The following is an 18,411-nucleotide window of genomic DNA, read 5'->3' on the forward strand; positions in this document are numbered from 1 at the left end:
CTCCTCCACCTTACGCGGCCCCGTCGGACGGCGGGGTCCTCCCCTCGGAGCATGCCGGGCCGACCCCTCCGAATCCCGTGCGCTGGCCCCGTTCCTCACAGCAGGAGGTGCGCAGCGGAGCTCGTCACCGGCGGACGGGCTCGGGATCTGCTGAGGACCTCAGGCGATGAGGCCGTCGATCTGGTCGATCGCCGTGCGCGAGCCCTCCTCGACACCCATGTCGAGCACCGTCTGCAGTGCTTCGCGGGAGTCGTACGAGGTCACGTAGACCGCGAGGGTGCCCTGCCCGTCGGTCCCATCAGGGCTGAAGGTGCTGGTCGACTCGGCCGTCGGGAGCGACGGATCGGGGGCGAAGTCCTCGGTCGCGAACCCGTCGCGGTAGCGGAAGAAGGAGGGCTCGTCGGTCTTGAGGATGTCCATGTAGCCGAAGTGGCGGTCGCCCTCGGGGCCGGTCATGAAGTAGGTGATGCGTCCGCCGGCGCTCAGGTCATGATCGACCACGGTCGCCGGGTACTCGGGAGGACCCCACACTCTCTCCAGCTGGCGCGGGTCGGCGTAGACCTCCCAGATCCGCTGCACGGGTGCTGCGAACCGGGCCGTGATGGTGAGGGTGAAGGACTCCAGATCGTGGCTGATGTCGGTGACGGGCATGGTGCGCTCCTGGGGGTGGCCGCGTGATCGTGCGAGGGAGGACGCTCACGCGGGAGGCGGGGAGATCGGTGGCGGCGGAGGGACCTGGGACAGCGATGTCGTCGGTGCCGTCGGCGTCGTCATCGAGAGGGGGAGAGGAGAGAAGGGGAGAGTGGGATCAGGGCTCGGGTCTCTCGGCGACGAGATCATCGATGCGGTCGATGCGCTGGGCCCAGAGGGACTCGAGTTCGGTGAGGAGGGCGGACACGGACCTCAGCTCCGCGGCGTCGGCGCGGGCACGGGTCTCCCTGCCCTGACGGCGCCGGGTGATCAGGCCCGAGCGTTCGAGCACTGCGACGTGCTTCTGCACCGCCGTGATGCTCATGTCGTAATGACGTGCCAGCTCGGAGACCGAATGCTCCTCCTCGAGCACCCGGCGCAGGATGTCCCGACGGGTGCGATCGGACAGGGCGCGGAACCATGCGTCGGCACGGTCGTCGTCGATCTCGAGCACGACGCCAATCTGCAACCGTATGGTTGCCTGTTGTCACGGGTGCAGGGCCGCAAGGGCGTGGTCGAGAGCAGGTGGGCGGTGATCCTCGGCCGCTCCGATCCGTCGGCATTCGACCCGACTGCCGGGTAGCTTGTGCATGAGTTGTAAAGAGTGTTGCTCACGAAGGTCAAGGGGTCGTAAAGTCCTGCGCGTGCTCACCGGCTCGGCGAGCACGCCCGCGGCATAGGCGCCGAGAGGGCGAATCCCAGGGGGAAGGCAGTTCCATGCGTACCACCACCATCACCACCAGACGCTCCGCGAAGCTCGTCGCGCTCGCCGCGACAGCGCTGCTGGCCGCCGGCTGCGGCGCTTCCGGCGCGGGAGGCGACACCGAGGAGAGCGGCTCCGGCGGGACCGGCGCCGATGTCTCTCAGAGCGACGGCGGCTCCGACGATGCCGGCACTGACGATGACGGTTCCGGCGGCGGCGCAGACGATGCCGGCTCCGACGACGATGGTTCGGGCGGCAGCACCGATGACGGCTCCGGCGGTTCCGATGACGGAGACGACGACGGCACTGGCGGCTCCGACGACGGAGACGGCAGCGACGAGGGAGATGACGGGGACGACGGCGACGGGGGCGATGCTGAGTTCGTGCTCCCCGACAGCTGGGCCGGAACCGTCTCCGCAGAGGGCTTCGATGCGGGTGAGGGCTTCCACTTCTTCGCCCAGCAGCACCTGTACGACCACGGGGAGGCGACCGAGATGGGCGCCCTCGACATCCAGGGCCAGGAGTACTTCGGTAGCACCGACGCCCGATGCTCGGGCACCGCGGTTCTCGACGGTGAGGCCGCGACCTGCGTCTACACCGGCACGGAATATGACGGCCAGGGCGAAGGGAAGCAGCTGGACGTGACCGTCCGACTCGTGCCCGGCGCCTTCGGGAGCTCGTCGCTGATCTATTCGGTCGGATACGACGTGGACACCGGCTTCGCGGTGCCGGCCGGCGTCCCGATCGTGCTCGAGCCCATCGCCGGACAGGATGCCTCGTCGGTCGTCCAGGACGACCTCGAGCGGGGAGCGATCAACGCGATCATGATGTCCGACCAGGCTGACGGGGACATCCCCGGCGATCCCGAGGCCGACTGCGAGGTCCTCGACCAGGGCGAGCATGCCGTCTGCACCGTCACCGGGACGCCCGACGGCGCGGCGGACGGCACGTGGTACGCGACCGCGCAGGGGCCGTCCGTGAAGCAGTCCGACAGCATCGACTACCTCTTCTCGATGCTGCCGGAGGAGTGACGCTCTGACGGCCGCTTCACGAGCGGCGGCGGCACGGGCCTCGCGGCCACCCGGCACCGGTGGGGCGGCATGGTCGGAGCTGCTGGTGGAGCGGGAGCTGGAGCCGGGGTGAGAAGAAGGGGATCGGGGGGCGATGCATCCCGGGACGGGGGAGTCCCGGGATGCATCGCGTGAGGCGGTCGGCGTTCGACGTCCCGCGTGCGGCGTCCGGTGCCTGGTATCCGGTGCATGGCGCGGACGCATGGTCCTCTCGAGGTGCTCCCGGACAGATCTCGGGCTGATTCCGAGCCGGTCACTAGCCGATCACGAGTCGATCTCGATAGCTTTCTGGCGCCTTCCTCCCTGGTCGCGCGGGAATTCCGGCTCTAGGATCCGCTCATGAGCATGCAGCGTCCGCCGGAGCAGTACAACTGGGATCCGGCGTCCTCGGATCCCGTGATGGATCCCGTGCTGGTGTCGGATCCGGCGCCGGCGCCCGAGGCGGCCCACGGGACGCTGCAGGGGGCGGCCGGTCCGGGTCCGGGCGCAGTGCCGGTCGAGGCGCTGCCGATCGGACCTGAGGGAGCAACGGCCGCTCGGCGGGGGATGCCCGGATGGGCGGTGGGTGCGATCGTCGTCGGTGTGATCGTCGTGCTGGCGTGCGCTGCACTCGCCGTGGCGACGGTGGGCGTGGTGGGCTGGCTCGCGACCCGGCCGACGCCCGACAGCGGAACGGACCCGATCGTCTACGACGACCTCTCCGGCTACGCTCCCGGCGTCGTCACCGATGAGACCGGCCAGGCGGTCGAGGACGGGACGGGAGGCTACGAGTCCCCGGCGACGGTCGGCGAGCACTCCTTCACCTGGGAGACCTGGGACGGCGGTGACGTGACCGTGCGGGCGACCGCTCTCGAGATCGGATCCGCGCTGCCGGGTTCCGAGGGGGCGGACGTCCTGCAGGACGGGTACGAGCTGGTCGTGCTGACAGCCGACGTCGACTACTCGGGGCCGGGATCGTTCGAGCCCGCCTACGAGCTGTGGGTCGCCGGGGAGACGCCGCTGAGCTACTACTCCGACGTCGCTCCCGGGCTGGTCCCCGACCCGCTCATGGTGAGCGATGCGCTCTCCGACGGGGACAGCGTGACGCTGCGCGCCGCCGTCCTGGTGCCCGAGGACGAGGTTGACGAGCTGGTGCTCGCGGTCTCCGCGGCGTCGGGGGACACCCTCTACTACGGCACCGCGGGCTGAACCGGAGCCGACCCCGGGGCGGAGCCGGTCCCGGGACGGTGGGGAGGAGTCGGGGTCAGCCGGCCTGCGAGGTGTCCTGGCAGTGCCCCGTGCAGGGGCGGTGCAGGTGCAGCTCCGCACAGCGATGCAGCAGGGCGTTGCACATCTGCTCGACCAGCGGGTTGCCCGGCATGCCCACCCAGATGGTGTGGTGCTCGCGGCGCTCGTGATCGCCGTGAACCCATTCGCCGACCCAGGACTCGAGGGCGGCGCAGGCGCGCGCGCCGGGCAGACGGGGGTCATCGGGCTGGCGGCGCAGCAGGCTCACCGAGATTCCCGGCGGCGTGCACATCAGCGGGGATCGGGAGCCGGAGACCTCGATGTAGAGGTTCCCCTCGGCATAGTTCGGGAAGCCGTCCATCATGGCGCGGAGGTGCGGCAGGTCGCTCTCGTCGCCGATCAGGAGAAACCGCTCGTGATGGTTCAGCACGTCATTCCTTGCACGATGGAGTAGAGGTTGGTCGCTACCGCAGGGGCGCGCATTCGATTCAGGCAAGGCTGCCCTAAGTGATGAGATGCGGACGACTTCATCCCGCTCCTCGCGAGTGGACACCGCCGCGCGGGCTGGGGCATGCTCTACCTGAAACCCGCGGTATCAGGCATTCTGCGGCCGACGGGCGGCGGGGACGCCGTCATCGGTCGGACCCCGCGGGGCCGCCAGCTCGACGACGAGATCCCGGAAGGCATCCGATGACCAGCTACACCGAGCACATCACCCGCGTCCTCACGGAGGACGTCGACCATCCCGCGCTCGGAAGGGTCGCGGTGCTGACCTTCGCCCCGCCGGAGGGCGAGGAGAAGCGTCCGACGACCCTCGGCCCCCGCTCGATCGACGCCGTCACCGGCTCCATCGGGGCGGCGCTGGACCGCGCCGAGGCGGGGGAGGTCCGCGCGATCGCCCTGACCGGTGCGGGCCGCGTGTTCCTGGCCGGCGCGGATCTGTCGATGTTCTCCGACCCGGCGGCCGTCGCGGACATCGGCGAGATGACCCGTCTGACCCACGACCTGCAGATCCGTGTCCGCCGCAGTCCGGTGCCGATCCTCGCCCACCTCAACGGCGCGACCCTCGGGGGAGGTCTCGAGGTCGCGCTCATGGCCGACGTCCGCACCGCCGCGCCCGGCGCGCGCGGCATCGGCGTCCCCGAGACCAGCCTCGGCATCCTCCCCGGCTGGGGCGGCACCACGCTGCTGCAGTCCGTCGTCGGCGCGGAGGACGCCGTGCGGATGATCCTCGAGGACCCCGCCCGGGACAGGCAGCTGAAGGCCGAGCAGGCGCTCGAGATCGGACTCGTCGACGCTCTCGCCGACGACCTCGGGGCCGCGCTCGACGAGTTCGCCGCCGTGGTCGCCGCTCACGTCGACGACGGCGAGGAGGAGGCTCCTGCTGAGGCGGCCCCGTCCGTCGGCTCCGCGGAGAGCATCGCCTGGCGCGGTCGCACCGATCCGATCCCCGCGGCCGACACCCCGGAGGCCGAGGCGCTGACCGATGCCCTCGACGCCGCCCACGGCTCGGCGGAGACCCGCCGGACCTGGGCCGCGCGCCTCGAGAGCCAGGGCGCGCCCGCCGTGGCGCGCGCCGCCGATCTGCTGCAGAAGCTGCCCGGGTCCTCCCTCGAGGACGCGCTCTCCCGGGAGGCCGAGGCGCTCGTCGACCTGCTGGCGAGCCCCGCGGCTCCGGCCTCGCTCTACGCCGCCGAGCTGCTCCGCCGCGGCAGGCCCGGCCGCCGCCCCGTCGAGGGGGCGCGCGAGATCCGTCGCGTCGGCGTCGCCGGTGCGGGCCTGATGGCCTCCCAGATCGCCGCCCAGCTGGCGCTGGGTCTGCAGGTCCCCGTGGTCATGCGCGACCTCGACGCCGATATCGCCGCCAAGGGCCTCGCCCATGCCCGCGAGGTGATCGCGGAGGCCGCGGGCCGGGGGCTGCTCGACGAGGAGACGGCGTCGGCGATCGCCGGGGCGCTGTCGGTCACCACCGACGTCGCCGATCTCGCCGGCTGCGACCTCGTGCTCGAGGCCGTCCCCGAGGTGCTCTCGATCAAGCGCTCGGTGTTCACCGAGCTCGAGGGCGTCCTCGACGAGGACGCCCTGCTGGTCACCAACACCTCCTCGCTGTCGGTCGCGGCGATGGCCGAGGGCCTCTCCCATCCGGAGCGCGTGATCGGCCTGCACTTCTTCAACCCTGTCGCGAAGATGCCGCTGGTCGAGGTGATCCACACCGATGCGACCGACGAGGCGACCCTCGCCACCGGCCTCGAGGTCGTGCGTCGTCTGCGGAAGTTCGCGGTCCGCTGCGCCGACGCCCCCGGCTTCGTCGTCAACCGCCTGCTGTTCCGCGTCCTCGGTGCGGTGCTGGCCTCCGTCGACGCGGGCGCGGACCCCGCCGAGGTCGATGCCTCCCTGGACCCGCTGGGCATGCCCATGCGCCCCTTCGAGCTTCTGGACCTGGTGGGCCTCGCAGTGGCCGATCACGTGGGCGTCGTCCTCTCCGAGGAGCTCGGCGATCGCTTCCACGCCTCGCCCGGCCTGCATGCCATGGCGGAGGGCGGGCGCCGCTTCACCGACAGGGTCCGCGGCGCCGTGCACCAGCCGGTCTCCCCGGCGGTCGCCGAGACCTTCGCGGCAGCGGGGACGTCGGCCGCAGCCGGCGAGCCGGGCCCAGCAGGGACGTCGGCGCCCGTCGGCGAGGCGCTCCTGGAGAAGGTCCTCGACGGGCTCGCCGAGGAGATCGCCCTGATGCTCGACGAGGGGGTCGTCGAACGGCCCGAGCAGATCGACCTCGCTCTCGTGCTCGGTGCCGGATTCCCGCGGCATCGGGGCGGTGTCACCCCGTACCTGGACCAGTCCGGGGCGTCCGAGCGAGGGGCCGGGAGACGGTTCCACGGGCAGCTGTTCGCCCGCTCCTGAGCCCGGACCGACCGTCGGCGCCGGGGCCGCGCCCGTCTCCTCGTGACCTGACTGCGATGCGGGAGGGGCTGTGAGCGGGGTCTCCGACCCGTACCATGTGGGACGTCGGACGTGTCCGACGTTGTCACGTTGCACGGGAGAAGGGGGCGACGCCGGTCGACGGCGTCGGCGAGAAGATGTCACAGCCACCGCAGAACGGATGGGGCCAGCAGGGCTCCGACGGATACAGCCAGCAGCCGAACGACGGGTACGGCCAGCAGGGCGGCGACTACGGCCAGCAGCCGACCGACGCGTACGGACAGCAGGGCTACGGCCAGGGCGACGCCTATGGCCAGCAGTCGACCGACGCGTACGGTCAGCAGAGCTTCGGAACGCCCTCCAGCGCCCACGGACAGGACGGCTTCGCCGGCCAGGGGTCGCCGTCGTACGGGGGTGACTACGGTGCTCCGGCGACGGAGCAGTTCGGTGCCCAGCCCCCGCGCGACAACAAGAAGATCGCGATCTTCGTGTGCGCGGGCTGCGCGATCCTCGCACTGCTGCTGATCGTCGTCGGCGGCGGCATCTACCTGTTCACGCGCGACGGAGGCGGCGGCGAGGAGACCACCGCGCCCACCACCGAAGAGGTCACCACGGAGGAGGAGACCACGGAGGAGGTCACCACCGAGGAGGAGACGACCGAGGAGGTCACCACCGAGGAGGAGACCACCGAGGAGGAGACCACCGAGGAGGAGACCACGGAGGGCGGGGAGACGGGCGCCACCGGAGGAGGCACCCGGGATGACCCCTACGCGCTCGGTGAGACCTTCTCGCTCGACGACGGCGAGGGCGGCACCTTCGACGTGACCCTCGGCGAGGTGGATTGGGACGCGGCCGACGCGATCCTGGCCGAGAACTCCTTCAACGAGGAGCCCGCCGACGGCGAGGTCTACATCCTCGTCCCCGTCACCGTCGTCTACCACGGCGATGACAGCGCGACCCCCGGCTTCGACCTGAGCCTCGAGTACGTCGGCTCCAACGGCAACGTGTACTCGTACTCGTCGCTGGTCGCTCCCGACTCCGACCAGTACTGGGACGAGGTCTACGACGGCGGCACGGTGACCTACAACGAGGCGATCGCCATCCCTGCGGACCAGGTGGAGAGCGGCATGTTCACGGTCTCCGCGCTGTGGGACTTCTACGGCGAGGAGACCTGGGTCGCCGCCAGCTGAACCGGGACCGCGGGCCGACGCGACGTCGGCCCGCGGTGCTCAGCGGCGCGGGGCCGCCCAGACGTCGAGGCGCTCGATCGCCTGCTCGATCGTGTCGGCGTCCTTGCAGAACGCGAAGCGCAGGTGGGGGCGGGCGTCGCCGCCGGGTGCGTCCGCTGCGGCGCCCTGCCGGTAGAAGGCGCTCAGGGGGATCGCGACCACGCCGGCCTCCTCGGGCAGGCGATCGCAGAGCGCCTCGGCGTCGGCCTCGCCGAGCGGCGTTCCGTCGGCGACCACGAAGTAGCCCGAGGCGGGAACGGACACCCGGAAGCCCACCGAGCGCAGTCCGTCGACCAGCAGGTCCCGGCGGCCGCGCAGGTCCTCGGCGATCGCGGCGAAGGCGGAGGCATCCATGCGCAGGCCCGCTGCGACCGCCCCCTGGAAGGGAGCCCCCGAGGCGTAGGTCAGCCACTGCTTGACCCCGGTGATCGCGGTGATCAGCTCCGCGCGGGCGGTCACCCAGCCGATCTTCCAGCCGGTCACCGACATCGTCTTGCCCGCCGAGGAGATCGAGACCGTGCGGTCCTGCGCCCCCGGGAACGTCGCCGGCGGGCGATGCGGGGCGTCGTAGGCGAGATGCTCGTAGACCTCGTCGGTGACGATCACGGCGTCGTGCGCGACAGCCTCCTCGACCACGGCCTCGAGCACCTCGTCCGGGAGCATGATGCCGGTCGGATTGTGCGGGGTGTTGACCAGGATCAGGCGGGTGCGGTCGGTGATCGCCGCGCGCAGCCGCTCGATCTCGACCGAGAGCAGCAGGTCGCCCGTGCCGGCATCTTCCGGTGCGGAGGTGCTCCGGGCGGTGGTGGCGGAGGTGATGGGGACGGTCCGGTGCACACCTCCGGCCAGGGCGATCATCGCCGCGTACTGGTCGTAGAAGGGCTCGAGCGTGACGACCTCTTCCCCCGGTTCGACGAGCGCCAGGATCGTCGCGGCCAGGGCCTCCGTCGCCCCCGTGGTCACCAGCACCTCGCGTGCGGCGTCCCACTCCAGTCCGTACCAGCTGCGCTGATGCTCGACGATCGCCTCGCGCAGCACCGCCTCGCCCGCCCCCGGCGGGTACTGGTTGCGGCCCTTCCGGATCGCGGCGACCGCGGCCTCCGCCACCACCGCGGGCGGATGGGTGTCGGGGAAGCCCTGCCCGAGGTTCAGCGCCCCCAGCTGAGCCGCCCGGGCCGACGTGCGGGCGAAGATCGTCGGACGAGCCTGCGGAGCCGTCGTATCGGTCTGCGTGGGTGTCGCGCCGGCCTGCGGGCCGACGAGGAGCCCGGCGGCCCGGGCGGCCCGCATCCAGGGGCCGAGCGACGACGGTGCAGTCGCCGGGTCGGCCGACGACGGGGCGGCCGACGACGGGTCGGTGGAGTCCGGCACGGGGAGATCCGGGGTGGTGGGGGTCATGCGCCGAGTCTGGCAGAGCCGCGCATGCCGATGCCTCAGCGTTCGCGCGGGAAGACGAAGCGTCCGTAGGTGACGTAGCGGAACGAGGTCGAGACGATCTGGCCGATCAGGGTGCCGGAGATGTTGTCCGCGAGCGGCGAGTCCAGGCCCAGCACGTAGCGGGAGAAGCCCAGGCACGCCAGCTGCAGGAGCGTGGCGATGATGTTCACGAGGATGAACGCGCTGATCGAGCGACCGGTGTCCGGGGCGGGCCGGTCGCTGAAGGTCCACAGCCGGTTGCCCAGATAGGTCAGGCAGGAGGCGATCGCGATGGAGATCGTCTTCGCGACCAGCGGATGGCCGTGCATGATCCCGTGGCCCCAGCCCTCGCCGGGGCTCCAGAACACCAGCGCGTTGTACATCGCCGCGTCCAGGAAGAAGACGATCCCGCCGACGGCCAGGAACTTCAGCGAGGAGCCCAGGTGCTCGCGCACGAGCGCGAGCAGCCAGGAGCGCAGACGCTCGGTCGAGGAGCGGGTGCCGGACCGGACATCGGATGTGGCATCGGTCCCGCGGCCGTCCCTGCGGCCGTCCGCGCGGCCGTCCGAGCGCTCGTCCACCGCGGACGGGGGACGGGTCTGCGCGGAGGGGTCCGCTGGTCTCGACAGCACGCTCGGCACTGTACCGGAGGCGATATCGTGGTCCCTGGCCGTTGCGACGGACCCCACGGCGGGTCCTGGGAGCGCACGGCGAGACCGCTGCGACGGGACCGGGAGGACGGTGCCCTGGGAGCGCGCGGTCGAGGTCGCAGACCCCGCCCCGTCGGCCGGGCCCGTGCCGACCACCAGCACGATCATCACGGAGGAACCCTTCCCATGACCCATGTCGCTCTCGCCATCGCCGGATCCGAGGCCACCGGAGGCGCCGGCGCGCAGACCGATCTGAAGACCTTCCATCAGCTCGGCACCTTCGGCACCGCAGCCCTGACCTGCATCGTGTCCTTCGACCCGAGCAACGACTGGGCTCATCGGTTCGTGCCGGTGGACCCGCAGGTGATCCGCGACCAGATCGAGGCGACCACCGCCGTCCACGACATCGACACCGTCAAGATCGGCATGCTAGGCACGCCCGCCACGATCGACGCCGTCGCCGCCTCCCTGGCGGAGCGCGCGTTCACGAACGTCGTGCTCGACCCGGTGCTGATCTGCAAGGGCCAGGAGCCCGGCGCGGCCCTCGACACGGACAACGCGCTCAAGGAGAAGATCCTGCCGCTGGCGACCTTCGTGACGCCCAACCACTTCGAGACCCTGGCCCTGTCCGGGATGGAGTCGGTCGAGACGGTCGAGGACCTCGTCGAGGCCGCGAAGCGCATCCATGAGACCTACGACGTCGTCGTGCTCGCCAAGGGCGGCGTCGTGCTGCCCGGAGAGGACGCGGTCGACGTCTTCTACGACGGCGAGCAGGTCGTGGAGCTGCGCAGCCCCAAGATCGGGCAGGAGCGCGTCTCCGGCGCCGGCTGCACCCTCGCCGCCGCGGTCACCGCCGAGCTCGCCAAGGGGGCCACCCCGCTCGAGGCCGCGAAGACCGCGAAGGCTGTCGTCACCAGCTCGATCGAGCATCGCCAGGGCGGTCATGCCCCCTTCGAGGCCGTCTATCAGGGCGCGTACAAGGGCTGAGCTCGGGCGCTGCGACGGCTGAGCCCGGTCCCGCGGACGGGCACGTCGCCCGGTCCCCGAGCCACGGAGAGCGTCGGCCCGCCCGACGGCGCTCCGGCCCCTCTCGCGCCGTCGCGTGCACCCGCATCCGCTCCTACCGTGGGGCCATGTCCGAGAAGGAAGAGACAGAAGAGAACGAACTGCCCCTCCCGCTGACCTGGACCCCGCTCCCGGAGGCCCTCGACCTGGTCGCGCCGTCGACCGCCGCCGCCGTCCGCGCGGGAGCGGTGCCGAGCGCCCGGGTCGCCCCGGTCGAGGACCATCTCGCGGACACCGCCGCCTTCTGCGCCGCCTACGGCGTGGACCAGACGGCCACCGCGAACTGCGTCATCGTCAAGGGGCGCGGCGGAGGGGAGGACATCCTCGCCGCCGTGCTCGTGCGCGCGAGCGATCGGGCCGACGTCAACCGCACCGTGAAGAAGCACCTCGGGGCGAGCAGGCTGTCCTTCGCCCCCACGGACCTCACCGAGGAGCTGACCGGGATGACCAGCGGCGGCGTCACCCCCGTCGGCCTCCCGGACAGCTGGAGGATCCTCATCGACCCCGCTGTCGCGGCCCTCGACGAGGTGCTCATCGGGGGCGGTGTGCGCACCTCCAAGATCCTCGCCCCCGGCGCGGAGCTCGCCGCCCTCCCCGGTGCGGAAGTGCTTCCGCTGACGCTCTGAGGCGAGTCGGCGCGCCCCGCGTCCGCCTTCCCTCTCCGCCTCCTCAGGAGTCCTCGTGCCCACCTCCCTGAGCGCGCGCCGCTGGGCGCTCTGCGCCCTGTTCCTCCTGCCCGGGCTCAGCATGTCCGCCTGGGTCACGCGAACCCCTGCGGTGCGGGACCTCCTCGGCGCCTCCACCGCCCGGATGGGACTGGTCCTGTTCGGCCTCTCGGTCGGCTCGATGATCGGAATCCTCAGCTCGGGTCCGCTGGTCACGCGGCTGGGGACCCGGCCGGTGGTGTTGGCGGGCTCCGCGCTGATCGTCATCGCCATGCCCGTCATCTCGGGCGGCGCCGTAGCCGGGATGCCGCTGCTCACCGCCTTCGGGCTCATGCTGTTCGGCACCGGGATGGGTGGCGGCGAGGTCGCGATGAACGTCGAGGGCGCCGAGGTCGAGAGGCTCGGCGGCAGGCCGTTCCTGCCGGCGCTCCACGGCTGCTTCAGCCTCGGCACGGTGATCGGGGCGGGCGTGGGGATCCTCGCCAACGCCGCCGGCGTCCCCGTGCTCTGGCATCTGGGGCTGACGGCCGTCGTCGGTGCGATCCTGCTGGTGCGCGCCATGGGATCGATCCCCGCCGGCACCGGGCTGGTCTCCCCGGAGGAGCGGGCTGAGCGCGCTGGAACCCCTCGGCCCGCGATCTGGAAGGACACGCGCCTGGTGCTCATCGGCTGCATCGTGCTCGCCATGGCGCTCGCCGAGGGCACCGCGAACGACTGGCTCCCGCTGGTGATGGTCGACGGCCACGGCTTCGGCGCGACCATGGGATCGACCGTCTTCGCGCTCTTCGCCGCCTCGATGACCGTGGGGCGCTTCGCCGGCGGTCCGATCGTCGCCCGGGTGGGGCGGTCCCGCGTGCTCATGGTCAGCGCTCTCTTCGCGGCGATCGGCCTGGCGCTCATCGCCTACGTGGATCATCAGGGCGTGGCGGTCGCGGCCGTGGTGCTCTGGGGACTGGGCGCCTCGCTCGGGTTCCCGCTGGCCCTCTCCGCTGCGGGGGACTCCGGGGAGGCGGGAGAGGACTCGGCGGCGCGCGTGGCCCTCGCCTCCACCATCGGATATCTCGCGTTCCTCGTCGGACCTCCCACGCTCGGCTTCCTCGGCGAGCACATGGGCCTGCGCAGCGCCCTCGTCGTGCCGCTCGCGGTGGTCCTCGTCGCCGCGGTGCTCGCACCCTCGACGGCTCCCCGCTCCCAGCCGGCGCGGGAGGAGGAGCTCGACGCCGTCCGCTGACGGCGGCCGGAGGCGTGCGAGCAACCTCTCCCGCGGTGGAGCTGAGAGGGAGGCTGCGATCCGGGGCGGCGGGCGGAGGCATTCGCCGACGGAGGACCCCAGACCCTTCCCATATACCCCCGAGGGGTATAGATTCGGCGTCATGGATGCAGAGCACGACACCTCTCGGCACCCGGAGACGAACGCCGACCAGGTCGGCCATGCCGAGCAGCACAGCGATCACGCCGAGCACAGCGGTCATGGCGACCACAGCGGTCATGCCGGGCACGGTGACCACGGTGACCACGGTGACCACGGTGGTCATGCCGGGCACGGAGGACATGAAGGGCATGGGGAACATGCCGGGCACGTGGCCCGGTTCCGGCAGCTGTTCTGGGTGAACCTCGTGCTGGCGGTGCCGGTGGTCGGGTTCTCTCCGATGTTCGCGGACCTGCTGGGCTACTCCCTGCCGGATGCGGCCGTCGTCGGATGGATCGCCCCGCTGCTCGGAACGGTCATGTACGCATGGGGCGGCCGCCCGTTCCTCACCGGAGCCGTCTCCGAGATCCGATCCCGTCGACCGGGGATGATGCTGCTGATCTCGCTCGGCATCACGGTGGCGCTCCTCGCCTCCTGGGGCTCGACCCTGGGGCTGCTCGACCATGAGCTCGAGTTCTGGTGGGAGCTCGCGCTGCTGATCGTCATCATGCTGCTGGGGCACTGGATCGAGATGCGATCCCTTGCGCAGACCTCCAGCGCGCTCGACTCCCTCGCCGCGCTGCTCCCGGATGCCGCGGAGCGCATCGAGCAGGCCGACGGGCCCGGCGGCGGGCGAGCAGGTGGGCAGGACGACGAGGGGGCCGGAGCGACCGCCCATGACGGGGAGAGGCTCGTCCGCGTCGATCCCGCGGACCTGCGCGCCGGGGATCTCGTGCTCGTCAGGCCCGGTGCCAGCATCCCCGCCGACGGGAGCGTGGTCGACGGCCGGGCCGATGTCGACGAGTCGATGGTGACCGGCGAGTCCCGAGCGGTCGAGCGCGGCGTCGGCGACCGTGTCGTCGCCGGCACCGTCGCCACGGACTCGAGCCTGCGCATCGAGGTCACCGCCACCGGGGAGGACACGGCGCTCGCCGGCATCCGTCGGCTGGTGGCGCAGGCGCAGGACTCCACGTCGCGTGCCCAGCGGATCGCGGACACCGCCGCGGGCTGGCTGTTCTGGTTCGCCCTCGGCGCCGCCGTGATCACCGTGATCGTCTGGTCGCTGCTCGGCATGCCCGACGAGGCCGTCGTCCGCACCGTGACCGTCCTGGTCATCGCCTGCCCTCATGCCCTCGGCCTCGCAATCCCGCTGGTCGTCGCGATCGCGACCGAGCGCGCCGCGCGCGGGGGCGTGCTCGTGACGGACCGTCTGGCGCTCGAGTCGATGCGCACCGTCGACACGGTCCTGTTCGACAAGACCGGCACCCTCACCCGCGGCGAGCCCGAGCTGTCCGAGGTCGTCGGAGCCGACGACCATCAGCGAGGGGCCGGGCTCGACCCTGCCGAGGTGCTGGCTCTCGCGGCGGCCGCCGAAGCAGAGAGCGAGCACCCGCTCGCCCGAGCGATCGTCGAGAGGGCACGGTCCGAGCAGCTGCGCATCCCCGCCGGGAGTCAGCGCAGCTCGACGCCCGCCCTGGGGGTGAGCGCACAGGTCGACGGGCGGGAGATCCGCGTGGGCGGGCCCCGCCTGCTCGAGGAGACCGGTGCGGAGCCGCTCCGGGCGACCGATGCCTGGCGCACGGAGGGAGCTATCGTCCTGCACGTGCTGAGGGACGGCGAGGTGATCGGCGCACTGAAGCTCGCCGACGCCGTGCGCGAGGAGTCCCGCGAAGCGATCGACGCCCTGCACGCGCTGGGGATCGAGGTCGTCATGATCACCGGCGACGCCCGATCCGTCGCCGACCGCGTCGGCGAGGAGCTCGGGATCGACAGGGTCCTCGCCGAGGTCCGACCCGAGGACAAGGAGCACGCGGTCGCCTCCCTGCAGGGGGAGGGGAGGACGGTCGCGATGGTGGGCGACGGCGTCAACGACGCCCCGGCGCTCGCGCGCGCCGACGTCGGCATCGCGATCGGCGCGGGCACCGATGTCGCGATCGCCTCGGCCGGCGTGGTCCTCGCGAGCTCGGATCCGCGCTCGGTGCTCTCCGTCGTCGAGCTGTCCCGTGCGGCGTACCGGAAGATGCGGCAGAACCTGTGGTGGGCGGCCGGGTACAACCTGGTGTCCGTCCCGCTCGCGGCCGGAGTCCTCGCGCCGATCGGGTTCGTCATGCCCATGTCCGTGGGTGCGCTGCTCATGTCGGCGTCGACCGTCGTCGTCGCGCTCAACGCCCAGCTGCTGCGCCGGATCGACCTGAGTCCCTCCGCCAGCGTCGCCGCGGTGCTCCGGCGTCCCGACGACCGCCGCTGAGCGCCGACGCTACTGCTCGGTGCGGTCTGCGGGACCTGGAGCGCTCCCCGGATCGGGGAGCAGGGGCTTGCGGGCGATGACGATGCCGAAGCTGGTCCAGCGGCCGGCGTCGACGCGCAGGGTGGTGGGGTCTCCATCGGGATCGGCCTTGGCGAAGGGGTCCTGGCGCGCGAACTCATCCCACCAGGAGGAGACGTCGGCCGCGTACTCGGCGCGGATGGTCTCCAACCCGACCGTGGCGATGTGCGCGGTCGTGCTGCTCAGATCACTGAAGCACTCAGCCCAGGACAGCTCGCCCCGACTCATGTAGGGGTACATGTCGTCCGGAAGGGGAACCTCCGGATGCATGGGCTCACCGAGGCCGAGCACGCCGCCCGGCGCGAGGAGCCACCGCAAGCCCGTCGCGTCGGTACGACGCTCCGAGCCGCGGAGATCTCGAGATCGTGGGCAAGACGGCACAGCGAAGAGATTCGCCTATATGGGGCTAAATCAGACATCGGTCATTGTGCACGATCAGAGTATGGACACCCATTGCGACTGCAGAATCGAGCGCCTAGCGTCGGCTCTGCCAATTTTGGCGCACTCATCCACAATGGGAGGAACTATGGCAGCATCGCCGGCATTCGCGACCGTGACCGAATTTCTCACCGCTCATCCAGAGGTCATTCCCGCATTCAAGGCTGACCCCGGAGCGACGATGGCCGCCCATGGCTATTTCCTGTCTGAGGCGAACATCGACCTGATCAACTCCATCCTCGACGGCGCGGAGCTTGCGCCGGATGCGAGGATCAATGAGCAGCAGGTCCGAATGCTCGCCACCATCTGAGACTCGAACCATGCCGCTCGCTGGCGTCGATCTGGTCCCGGGACCCGGTGGCGAGGGCTACCGGGTCCTGGAGATCAATGACCGCCCCAATGGGTGGTCGCGCCTGAACCCTCTCTGTCGCAGGATCCAGAGGCTCGCGGAGAGACAGGATCGCTCGCGCATATATGTCGTAGCGCCTCCCGCGATCTCTACGGGTGGAGCAACGATCCCCATCCCCACCAGGCCGCATCGTGACTGGAGGAGGCGCGACCTGCGCATTGAGCAACTCATTGCCGACTTGACCGCCCTGGACTCCGCCGGGGGTGCCGAGGTGCTGTTCGGGGATGTGGCCGCAGCCCGAGAGGATCTCAGATCCTCCCGGAGGACTCTGTATCTGGACAAGTCAGCATCGCTCGATCCGCAGGCGCTCCTGGCCACCTCGAACGGAGCAGTCAACAGTCTTCATTTCCGAGCGGCCTGCGAAGACAAGCTGTCAGCGAAGGGGATGCTGCGCAGCAACGGGATTCCGGTTCCGGAGAGCCCGAGTTCGAGCTCTAGATATGCGTCGAGGGTGATTCCGATCGTGGAAAAGCCTCGTTTCGGTTCGGCGGGCATCGGCGTCCACTTCCATTACGGAGGGGCGGGAGAATCGTTGCAGCCGAGAGTGGGGAACTTCCTCGAAGAGTGGTGCGAACCTTTCCGTGTGGTCCGTCAAGGATGGCAGTATTATGCTGACATGCGCATCTATATCTGTGATGATCGCCCGTGCGGAGCATTTTTGAGGGTCGCGGCGGCTCCATTGGATGAGTCATCTGGAATCCAATCCCAGTCGGCGCTGTTGACGTCCGCAGGGCAGTGGGTTCCCGCGTCGCAGTTCCTCCCATCGTCAAGTATCCGATTCGCCGAAGGGCTTGCTCTTGAAGCGGTTCGCACCATCGACAAGGAGTCGACCGGTCAGCTCCTCAACTACTGCCCGTTCCCGGCAAGAAGGGAGCCCATCGAGAGTGCCGCGATCATCGAGGCCGACGTCGGTCAAGCCCCCTTCGCCGTGGCAATCAACTGATTTCCGGAAGTATTTCGGGACACAATCGGTCAGCCAGCTCGGGAATGGGATCACGCAGTTCGCGACGATTTTGGCCATAACAAAGTATTCGGATGCTGCCGACACCCCATGGTACCTCGCCGCGAATATCGCTCTCAGCTATCTTCCGTATCTGCTTCTCGGGCCGGTTGCGGGAGTTCTGGCCGACCGACTCCCCAGAAAGACGCTGCTCATATTCGGGGACAGTGCCAGATGTGTCATCACAGGATTGATGTTCATCGCGATTGTCGCCGAGGACATTCATGTTCTCCTTCTCCTCGTGCTGCTGCATGCATCCGTCGGTAGTGTGTATGAGGCTGCCAGATTTGCGGTGCTTCCTCTCATAGTGGATCGAGAGGGGCTGCGCCTCGCGAACGGCTATATGCAGGTCAGTTATACCTTGGGGCAGCTCCTTGGGCCGACGCTCGTCGGCTTGTCGATGCTTACGAGTTTCGGGTTCAAGATCCTGCTGGTCGACGTCATGGCGTTTGCGATGAGCGCCGTGATCATCGGCACCCTGAGAACTCCTCTCACCATCCGTCAGGCCAAGAGGGAGAGGCTCGGCGTGAAGGGTGAGCTGCACGAGATGATGGCGATCCTGCGCACCCCTCTGCTGCTGGGCACCTTCGGCGGAATGGCGGTCGTGAATCTCTTCAGCGGATCTCTGAGTTCATATCTTCCGTCGCTCCTGGCCTCACGTGGAGTGGATGTCGCAGCCGCAGGGTTCGTCATGGCGGGAGGCGCGGCCGGTCTGCTGTTCTCTCTCCTGTTGAAGAAGTACACCTTCAACTGGTGGCGCGCCCCGGGCATCGGATTGTTCCTTCGCGGCATCGCATGTCTGACATTGGCCTTCTTGCCCGGAGGCATATTTGGTCTGATCATCGCTGTGTTCCTCTGGGCTCTGTCCAGTCTCGGGAGCACGATGCTTCAAGCCGGTGCGACCTCGGTGAGGCAGCTGGCGGCCAAGCCGGAGCATATGGGGAGAGTGGGTTCCTTGGCGCGGACGATCAGCTGGTCCACATTGCCTTTGAGCGGCGTGCTCTCTGCTGTCATCGTGCAGACGTGGGATCTGCGGATCATCTTTCTCTTGGCAGGATGTGTCTCCCTGCTCCTCGTTGTTGCGATGAGGGGCATCTGGGGATCCCACGCTCTCGAGTCATCTGAACCATGATGTCTGATGTCGGAATGAGCACGATGAGTGACGTACGAGTGCCGCATCACCCACGGCCCCCTGG

General features: G+C 70.0%; 17 protein-coding genes. 11 read left to right on the forward strand and 6 right to left on the reverse strand.

Annotated elements, in window-relative coordinates:
- Window positions 1-159: 159 nt before the first annotated feature.
- Window positions 160-651, reverse strand: coding sequence for an SRPBCC family protein (locus ACZ5AJ_RS15060; RefSeq protein WP_464135856.1), 492 nt, complete (start codon window positions 649-651; stop codon window positions 160-162).
- A gap of 157 nt (window positions 652-808) precedes the next feature.
- A complete protein-coding gene (locus ACZ5AJ_RS15065) occupies window positions 809-1,144 on the reverse strand; it encodes an ArsR/SmtB family transcription factor (protein WP_464135857.1) in 336 nt (111 codons plus the stop codon).
- 263 nt (window positions 1,145-1,407) lie between these two features.
- On the opposite strand from ACZ5AJ_RS15065, the gene ACZ5AJ_RS15070 reads away from it, so the two are divergent.
- Complete coding sequence (locus tag ACZ5AJ_RS15070) at window positions 1,408-2,424, forward strand: hypothetical protein (protein WP_464135858.1); 1,017 nt, start codon at window positions 1,408-1,410, stop codon at window positions 2,422-2,424.
- A gap of 378 nt (window positions 2,425-2,802) precedes the next feature.
- On the forward strand, window positions 2,803-3,651 hold the full coding sequence (locus ACZ5AJ_RS15075) for a hypothetical protein (protein ID WP_464135859.1): 849 nt from the start codon (window positions 2,803-2,805) through the stop codon (window positions 3,649-3,651).
- Between the two features lie 55 nt (window positions 3,652-3,706).
- On the opposite strand, the gene ACZ5AJ_RS15080 is transcribed toward ACZ5AJ_RS15075, so the two are convergent.
- A complete protein-coding gene (locus ACZ5AJ_RS15080) occupies window positions 3,707-4,120 on the reverse strand; it encodes an SIP domain-containing protein (RefSeq protein WP_464135860.1) in 414 nt (137 codons plus the stop codon).
- A 260-nt stretch (window positions 4,121-4,380) separates the two neighbouring features.
- On the opposite strand from ACZ5AJ_RS15080, the gene ACZ5AJ_RS15085 reads away from it, so the two are divergent.
- Together ACZ5AJ_RS15085 and ACZ5AJ_RS15090 are read left to right on the forward strand one after the other, a co-directional pair.
- Window positions 4,381-6,591 carry a 3-hydroxyacyl-CoA dehydrogenase NAD-binding domain-containing protein gene (locus ACZ5AJ_RS15085; protein WP_464135861.1) on the forward strand — a complete coding sequence of 737 codons (2,211 nt, stop codon included), beginning with the start codon at window positions 4,381-4,383 and terminating at the stop codon, window positions 6,589-6,591.
- A 176-nt stretch (window positions 6,592-6,767) separates the two neighbouring features.
- Window positions 6,768-7,799, forward strand: coding sequence for a hypothetical protein (locus tag ACZ5AJ_RS15090; protein WP_464135862.1), 1,032 nt, complete (start codon window positions 6,768-6,770; stop codon window positions 7,797-7,799).
- A 39-nt stretch (window positions 7,800-7,838) separates the two neighbouring features.
- Here ACZ5AJ_RS15090 and ACZ5AJ_RS15095 read toward each other — a convergent pair whose 3' ends face one another.
- Window positions 7,839-9,128, reverse strand: coding sequence for an aminotransferase class I/II-fold pyridoxal phosphate-dependent enzyme (locus tag ACZ5AJ_RS15095; protein WP_464138784.1), 1,290 nt, complete (start codon window positions 9,126-9,128; stop codon window positions 7,839-7,841).
- Between the two features lie 143 nt (window positions 9,129-9,271).
- The gene (locus ACZ5AJ_RS15100) at window positions 9,272-9,886 is read right to left on the reverse strand and encodes a GtrA family protein (protein WP_464135864.1); all 615 of its coding nucleotides are present in this window, start codon (window positions 9,884-9,886) and stop codon (window positions 9,272-9,274) included.
- A gap of 204 nt (window positions 9,887-10,090) precedes the next feature.
- Between ACZ5AJ_RS15100 and ACZ5AJ_RS15105 the strand changes: the two genes are divergently transcribed.
- The 4 genes from ACZ5AJ_RS15105 to ACZ5AJ_RS15120 all read left to right on the forward strand — a co-directional run bounded on the left by ACZ5AJ_RS15105 (window position 10,091) and on the right by ACZ5AJ_RS15120 (window position 15,290).
- Window positions 10,091-10,891 (forward strand): hydroxymethylpyrimidine/phosphomethylpyrimidine kinase, encoded by an 801-nt coding sequence (locus ACZ5AJ_RS15105; RefSeq protein WP_464135866.1) that lies wholly within the window; start codon window positions 10,091-10,093, stop codon window positions 10,889-10,891.
- A gap of 146 nt (window positions 10,892-11,037) precedes the next feature.
- Window positions 11,038-11,595, forward strand: a complete 558-nt coding sequence (locus ACZ5AJ_RS15110) for a YbaK/EbsC family protein (protein WP_464135867.1) — start codon at window positions 11,038-11,040, stop codon at window positions 11,593-11,595.
- A gap of 55 nt (window positions 11,596-11,650) precedes the next feature.
- Window positions 11,651-12,865, forward strand: a complete 1,215-nt coding sequence (locus ACZ5AJ_RS15115) for an MFS transporter (protein WP_464135868.1) — start codon at window positions 11,651-11,653, stop codon at window positions 12,863-12,865.
- A gap of 142 nt (window positions 12,866-13,007) precedes the next feature.
- Window positions 13,008-15,290 carry a heavy metal translocating P-type ATPase gene (locus ACZ5AJ_RS15120; RefSeq protein ID WP_464135869.1) on the forward strand — a complete coding sequence of 761 codons (2,283 nt, stop codon included), beginning with the start codon at window positions 13,008-13,010 and terminating at the stop codon, window positions 15,288-15,290.
- Between the two features lie 9 nt (window positions 15,291-15,299).
- Here ACZ5AJ_RS15120 and ACZ5AJ_RS15125 read toward each other — a convergent pair whose 3' ends face one another.
- Window positions 15,300-15,638 (reverse strand): hypothetical protein, encoded by a 339-nt coding sequence (locus ACZ5AJ_RS15125; RefSeq protein ID WP_464135870.1) that lies wholly within the window; start codon window positions 15,636-15,638, stop codon window positions 15,300-15,302.
- 256 nt (window positions 15,639-15,894) lie between these two features.
- Between ACZ5AJ_RS15125 and ACZ5AJ_RS15130 the strand changes: the two genes are divergently transcribed.
- The 3 genes from ACZ5AJ_RS15130 (at window position 15,895) to ACZ5AJ_RS15140 (ending at window position 18,347) form a co-directional block, all read left to right on the forward strand.
- Window positions 15,895-16,116 carry a hypothetical protein gene (locus ACZ5AJ_RS15130; protein WP_464135871.1) on the forward strand — a complete coding sequence of 74 codons (222 nt, stop codon included), beginning with the start codon at window positions 15,895-15,897 and terminating at the stop codon, window positions 16,114-16,116.
- 277 nt (window positions 16,117-16,393) lie between these two features.
- Window positions 16,394-17,158, forward strand: coding sequence for a hypothetical protein (locus tag ACZ5AJ_RS15135; protein ID WP_464135872.1), 765 nt, complete (start codon window positions 16,394-16,396; stop codon window positions 17,156-17,158).
- Window positions 17,100-18,347 carry an MFS transporter gene (locus ACZ5AJ_RS15140; protein ID WP_464135873.1) on the forward strand — a complete coding sequence of 416 codons (1,248 nt, stop codon included), beginning with the start codon at window positions 17,100-17,102 and terminating at the stop codon, window positions 18,345-18,347. Before ACZ5AJ_RS15135 ends, ACZ5AJ_RS15140 begins: the two co-directional genes overlap by 59 nt.
- Window positions 18,348-18,411: the final 64 nt, after the last annotated feature.

The organism is Brachybacterium zhongshanense (assembly GCF_055385755.1).

Bases quoted from the DNA above. Each gene is read 5' to 3' on its own strand.
- ACZ5AJ_RS15120 (WP_464135869.1), top strand. From the start codon at position 13,008: ATGGATGCAGAGCACGACACCTCTCGGCACCCGGAGACGAACGCCGAC.
- ACZ5AJ_RS15125 (WP_464135870.1), bottom strand. From the start codon at position 15,638: ATGCATCCGGAGGTTCCCCTTCCGGACGACATGTACCCCTACATGAGT.
- ACZ5AJ_RS15060 (WP_464135856.1), bottom strand. From the start codon at position 651: ATGCCCGTCACCGACATCAGCCACGATCTGGAGTCCTTCACCCTCACC.
- ACZ5AJ_RS15110 (WP_464135867.1), top strand. From the start codon at position 11,038: ATGTCCGAGAAGGAAGAGACAGAAGAGAACGAACTGCCCCTCCCGCTG.
- ACZ5AJ_RS15070 (WP_464135858.1), top strand. From the start codon at position 1,408: ATGCGTACCACCACCATCACCACCAGACGCTCCGCGAAGCTCGTCGCG.
- ACZ5AJ_RS15130 (WP_464135871.1), top strand. From the start codon at position 15,895: ATGGCAGCATCGCCGGCATTCGCGACCGTGACCGAATTTCTCACCGCT.
- ACZ5AJ_RS15090 (WP_464135862.1), top strand. From the start codon at position 6,768: ATGTCACAGCCACCGCAGAACGGATGGGGCCAGCAGGGCTCCGACGGA.
- ACZ5AJ_RS15075 (WP_464135859.1), top strand. From the start codon at position 2,803: ATGAGCATGCAGCGTCCGCCGGAGCAGTACAACTGGGATCCGGCGTCC.
- ACZ5AJ_RS15095 (WP_464138784.1), bottom strand. From the start codon at position 9,128: ATGCGGGCCGCCCGGGCCGCCGGGCTCCTCGTCGGCCCGCAGGCCGGC.
- ACZ5AJ_RS15085 (WP_464135861.1), top strand. From the start codon at position 4,381: ATGACCAGCTACACCGAGCACATCACCCGCGTCCTCACGGAGGACGTC.
- ACZ5AJ_RS15105 (WP_464135866.1), top strand. From the start codon at position 10,091: ATGACCCATGTCGCTCTCGCCATCGCCGGATCCGAGGCCACCGGAGGC.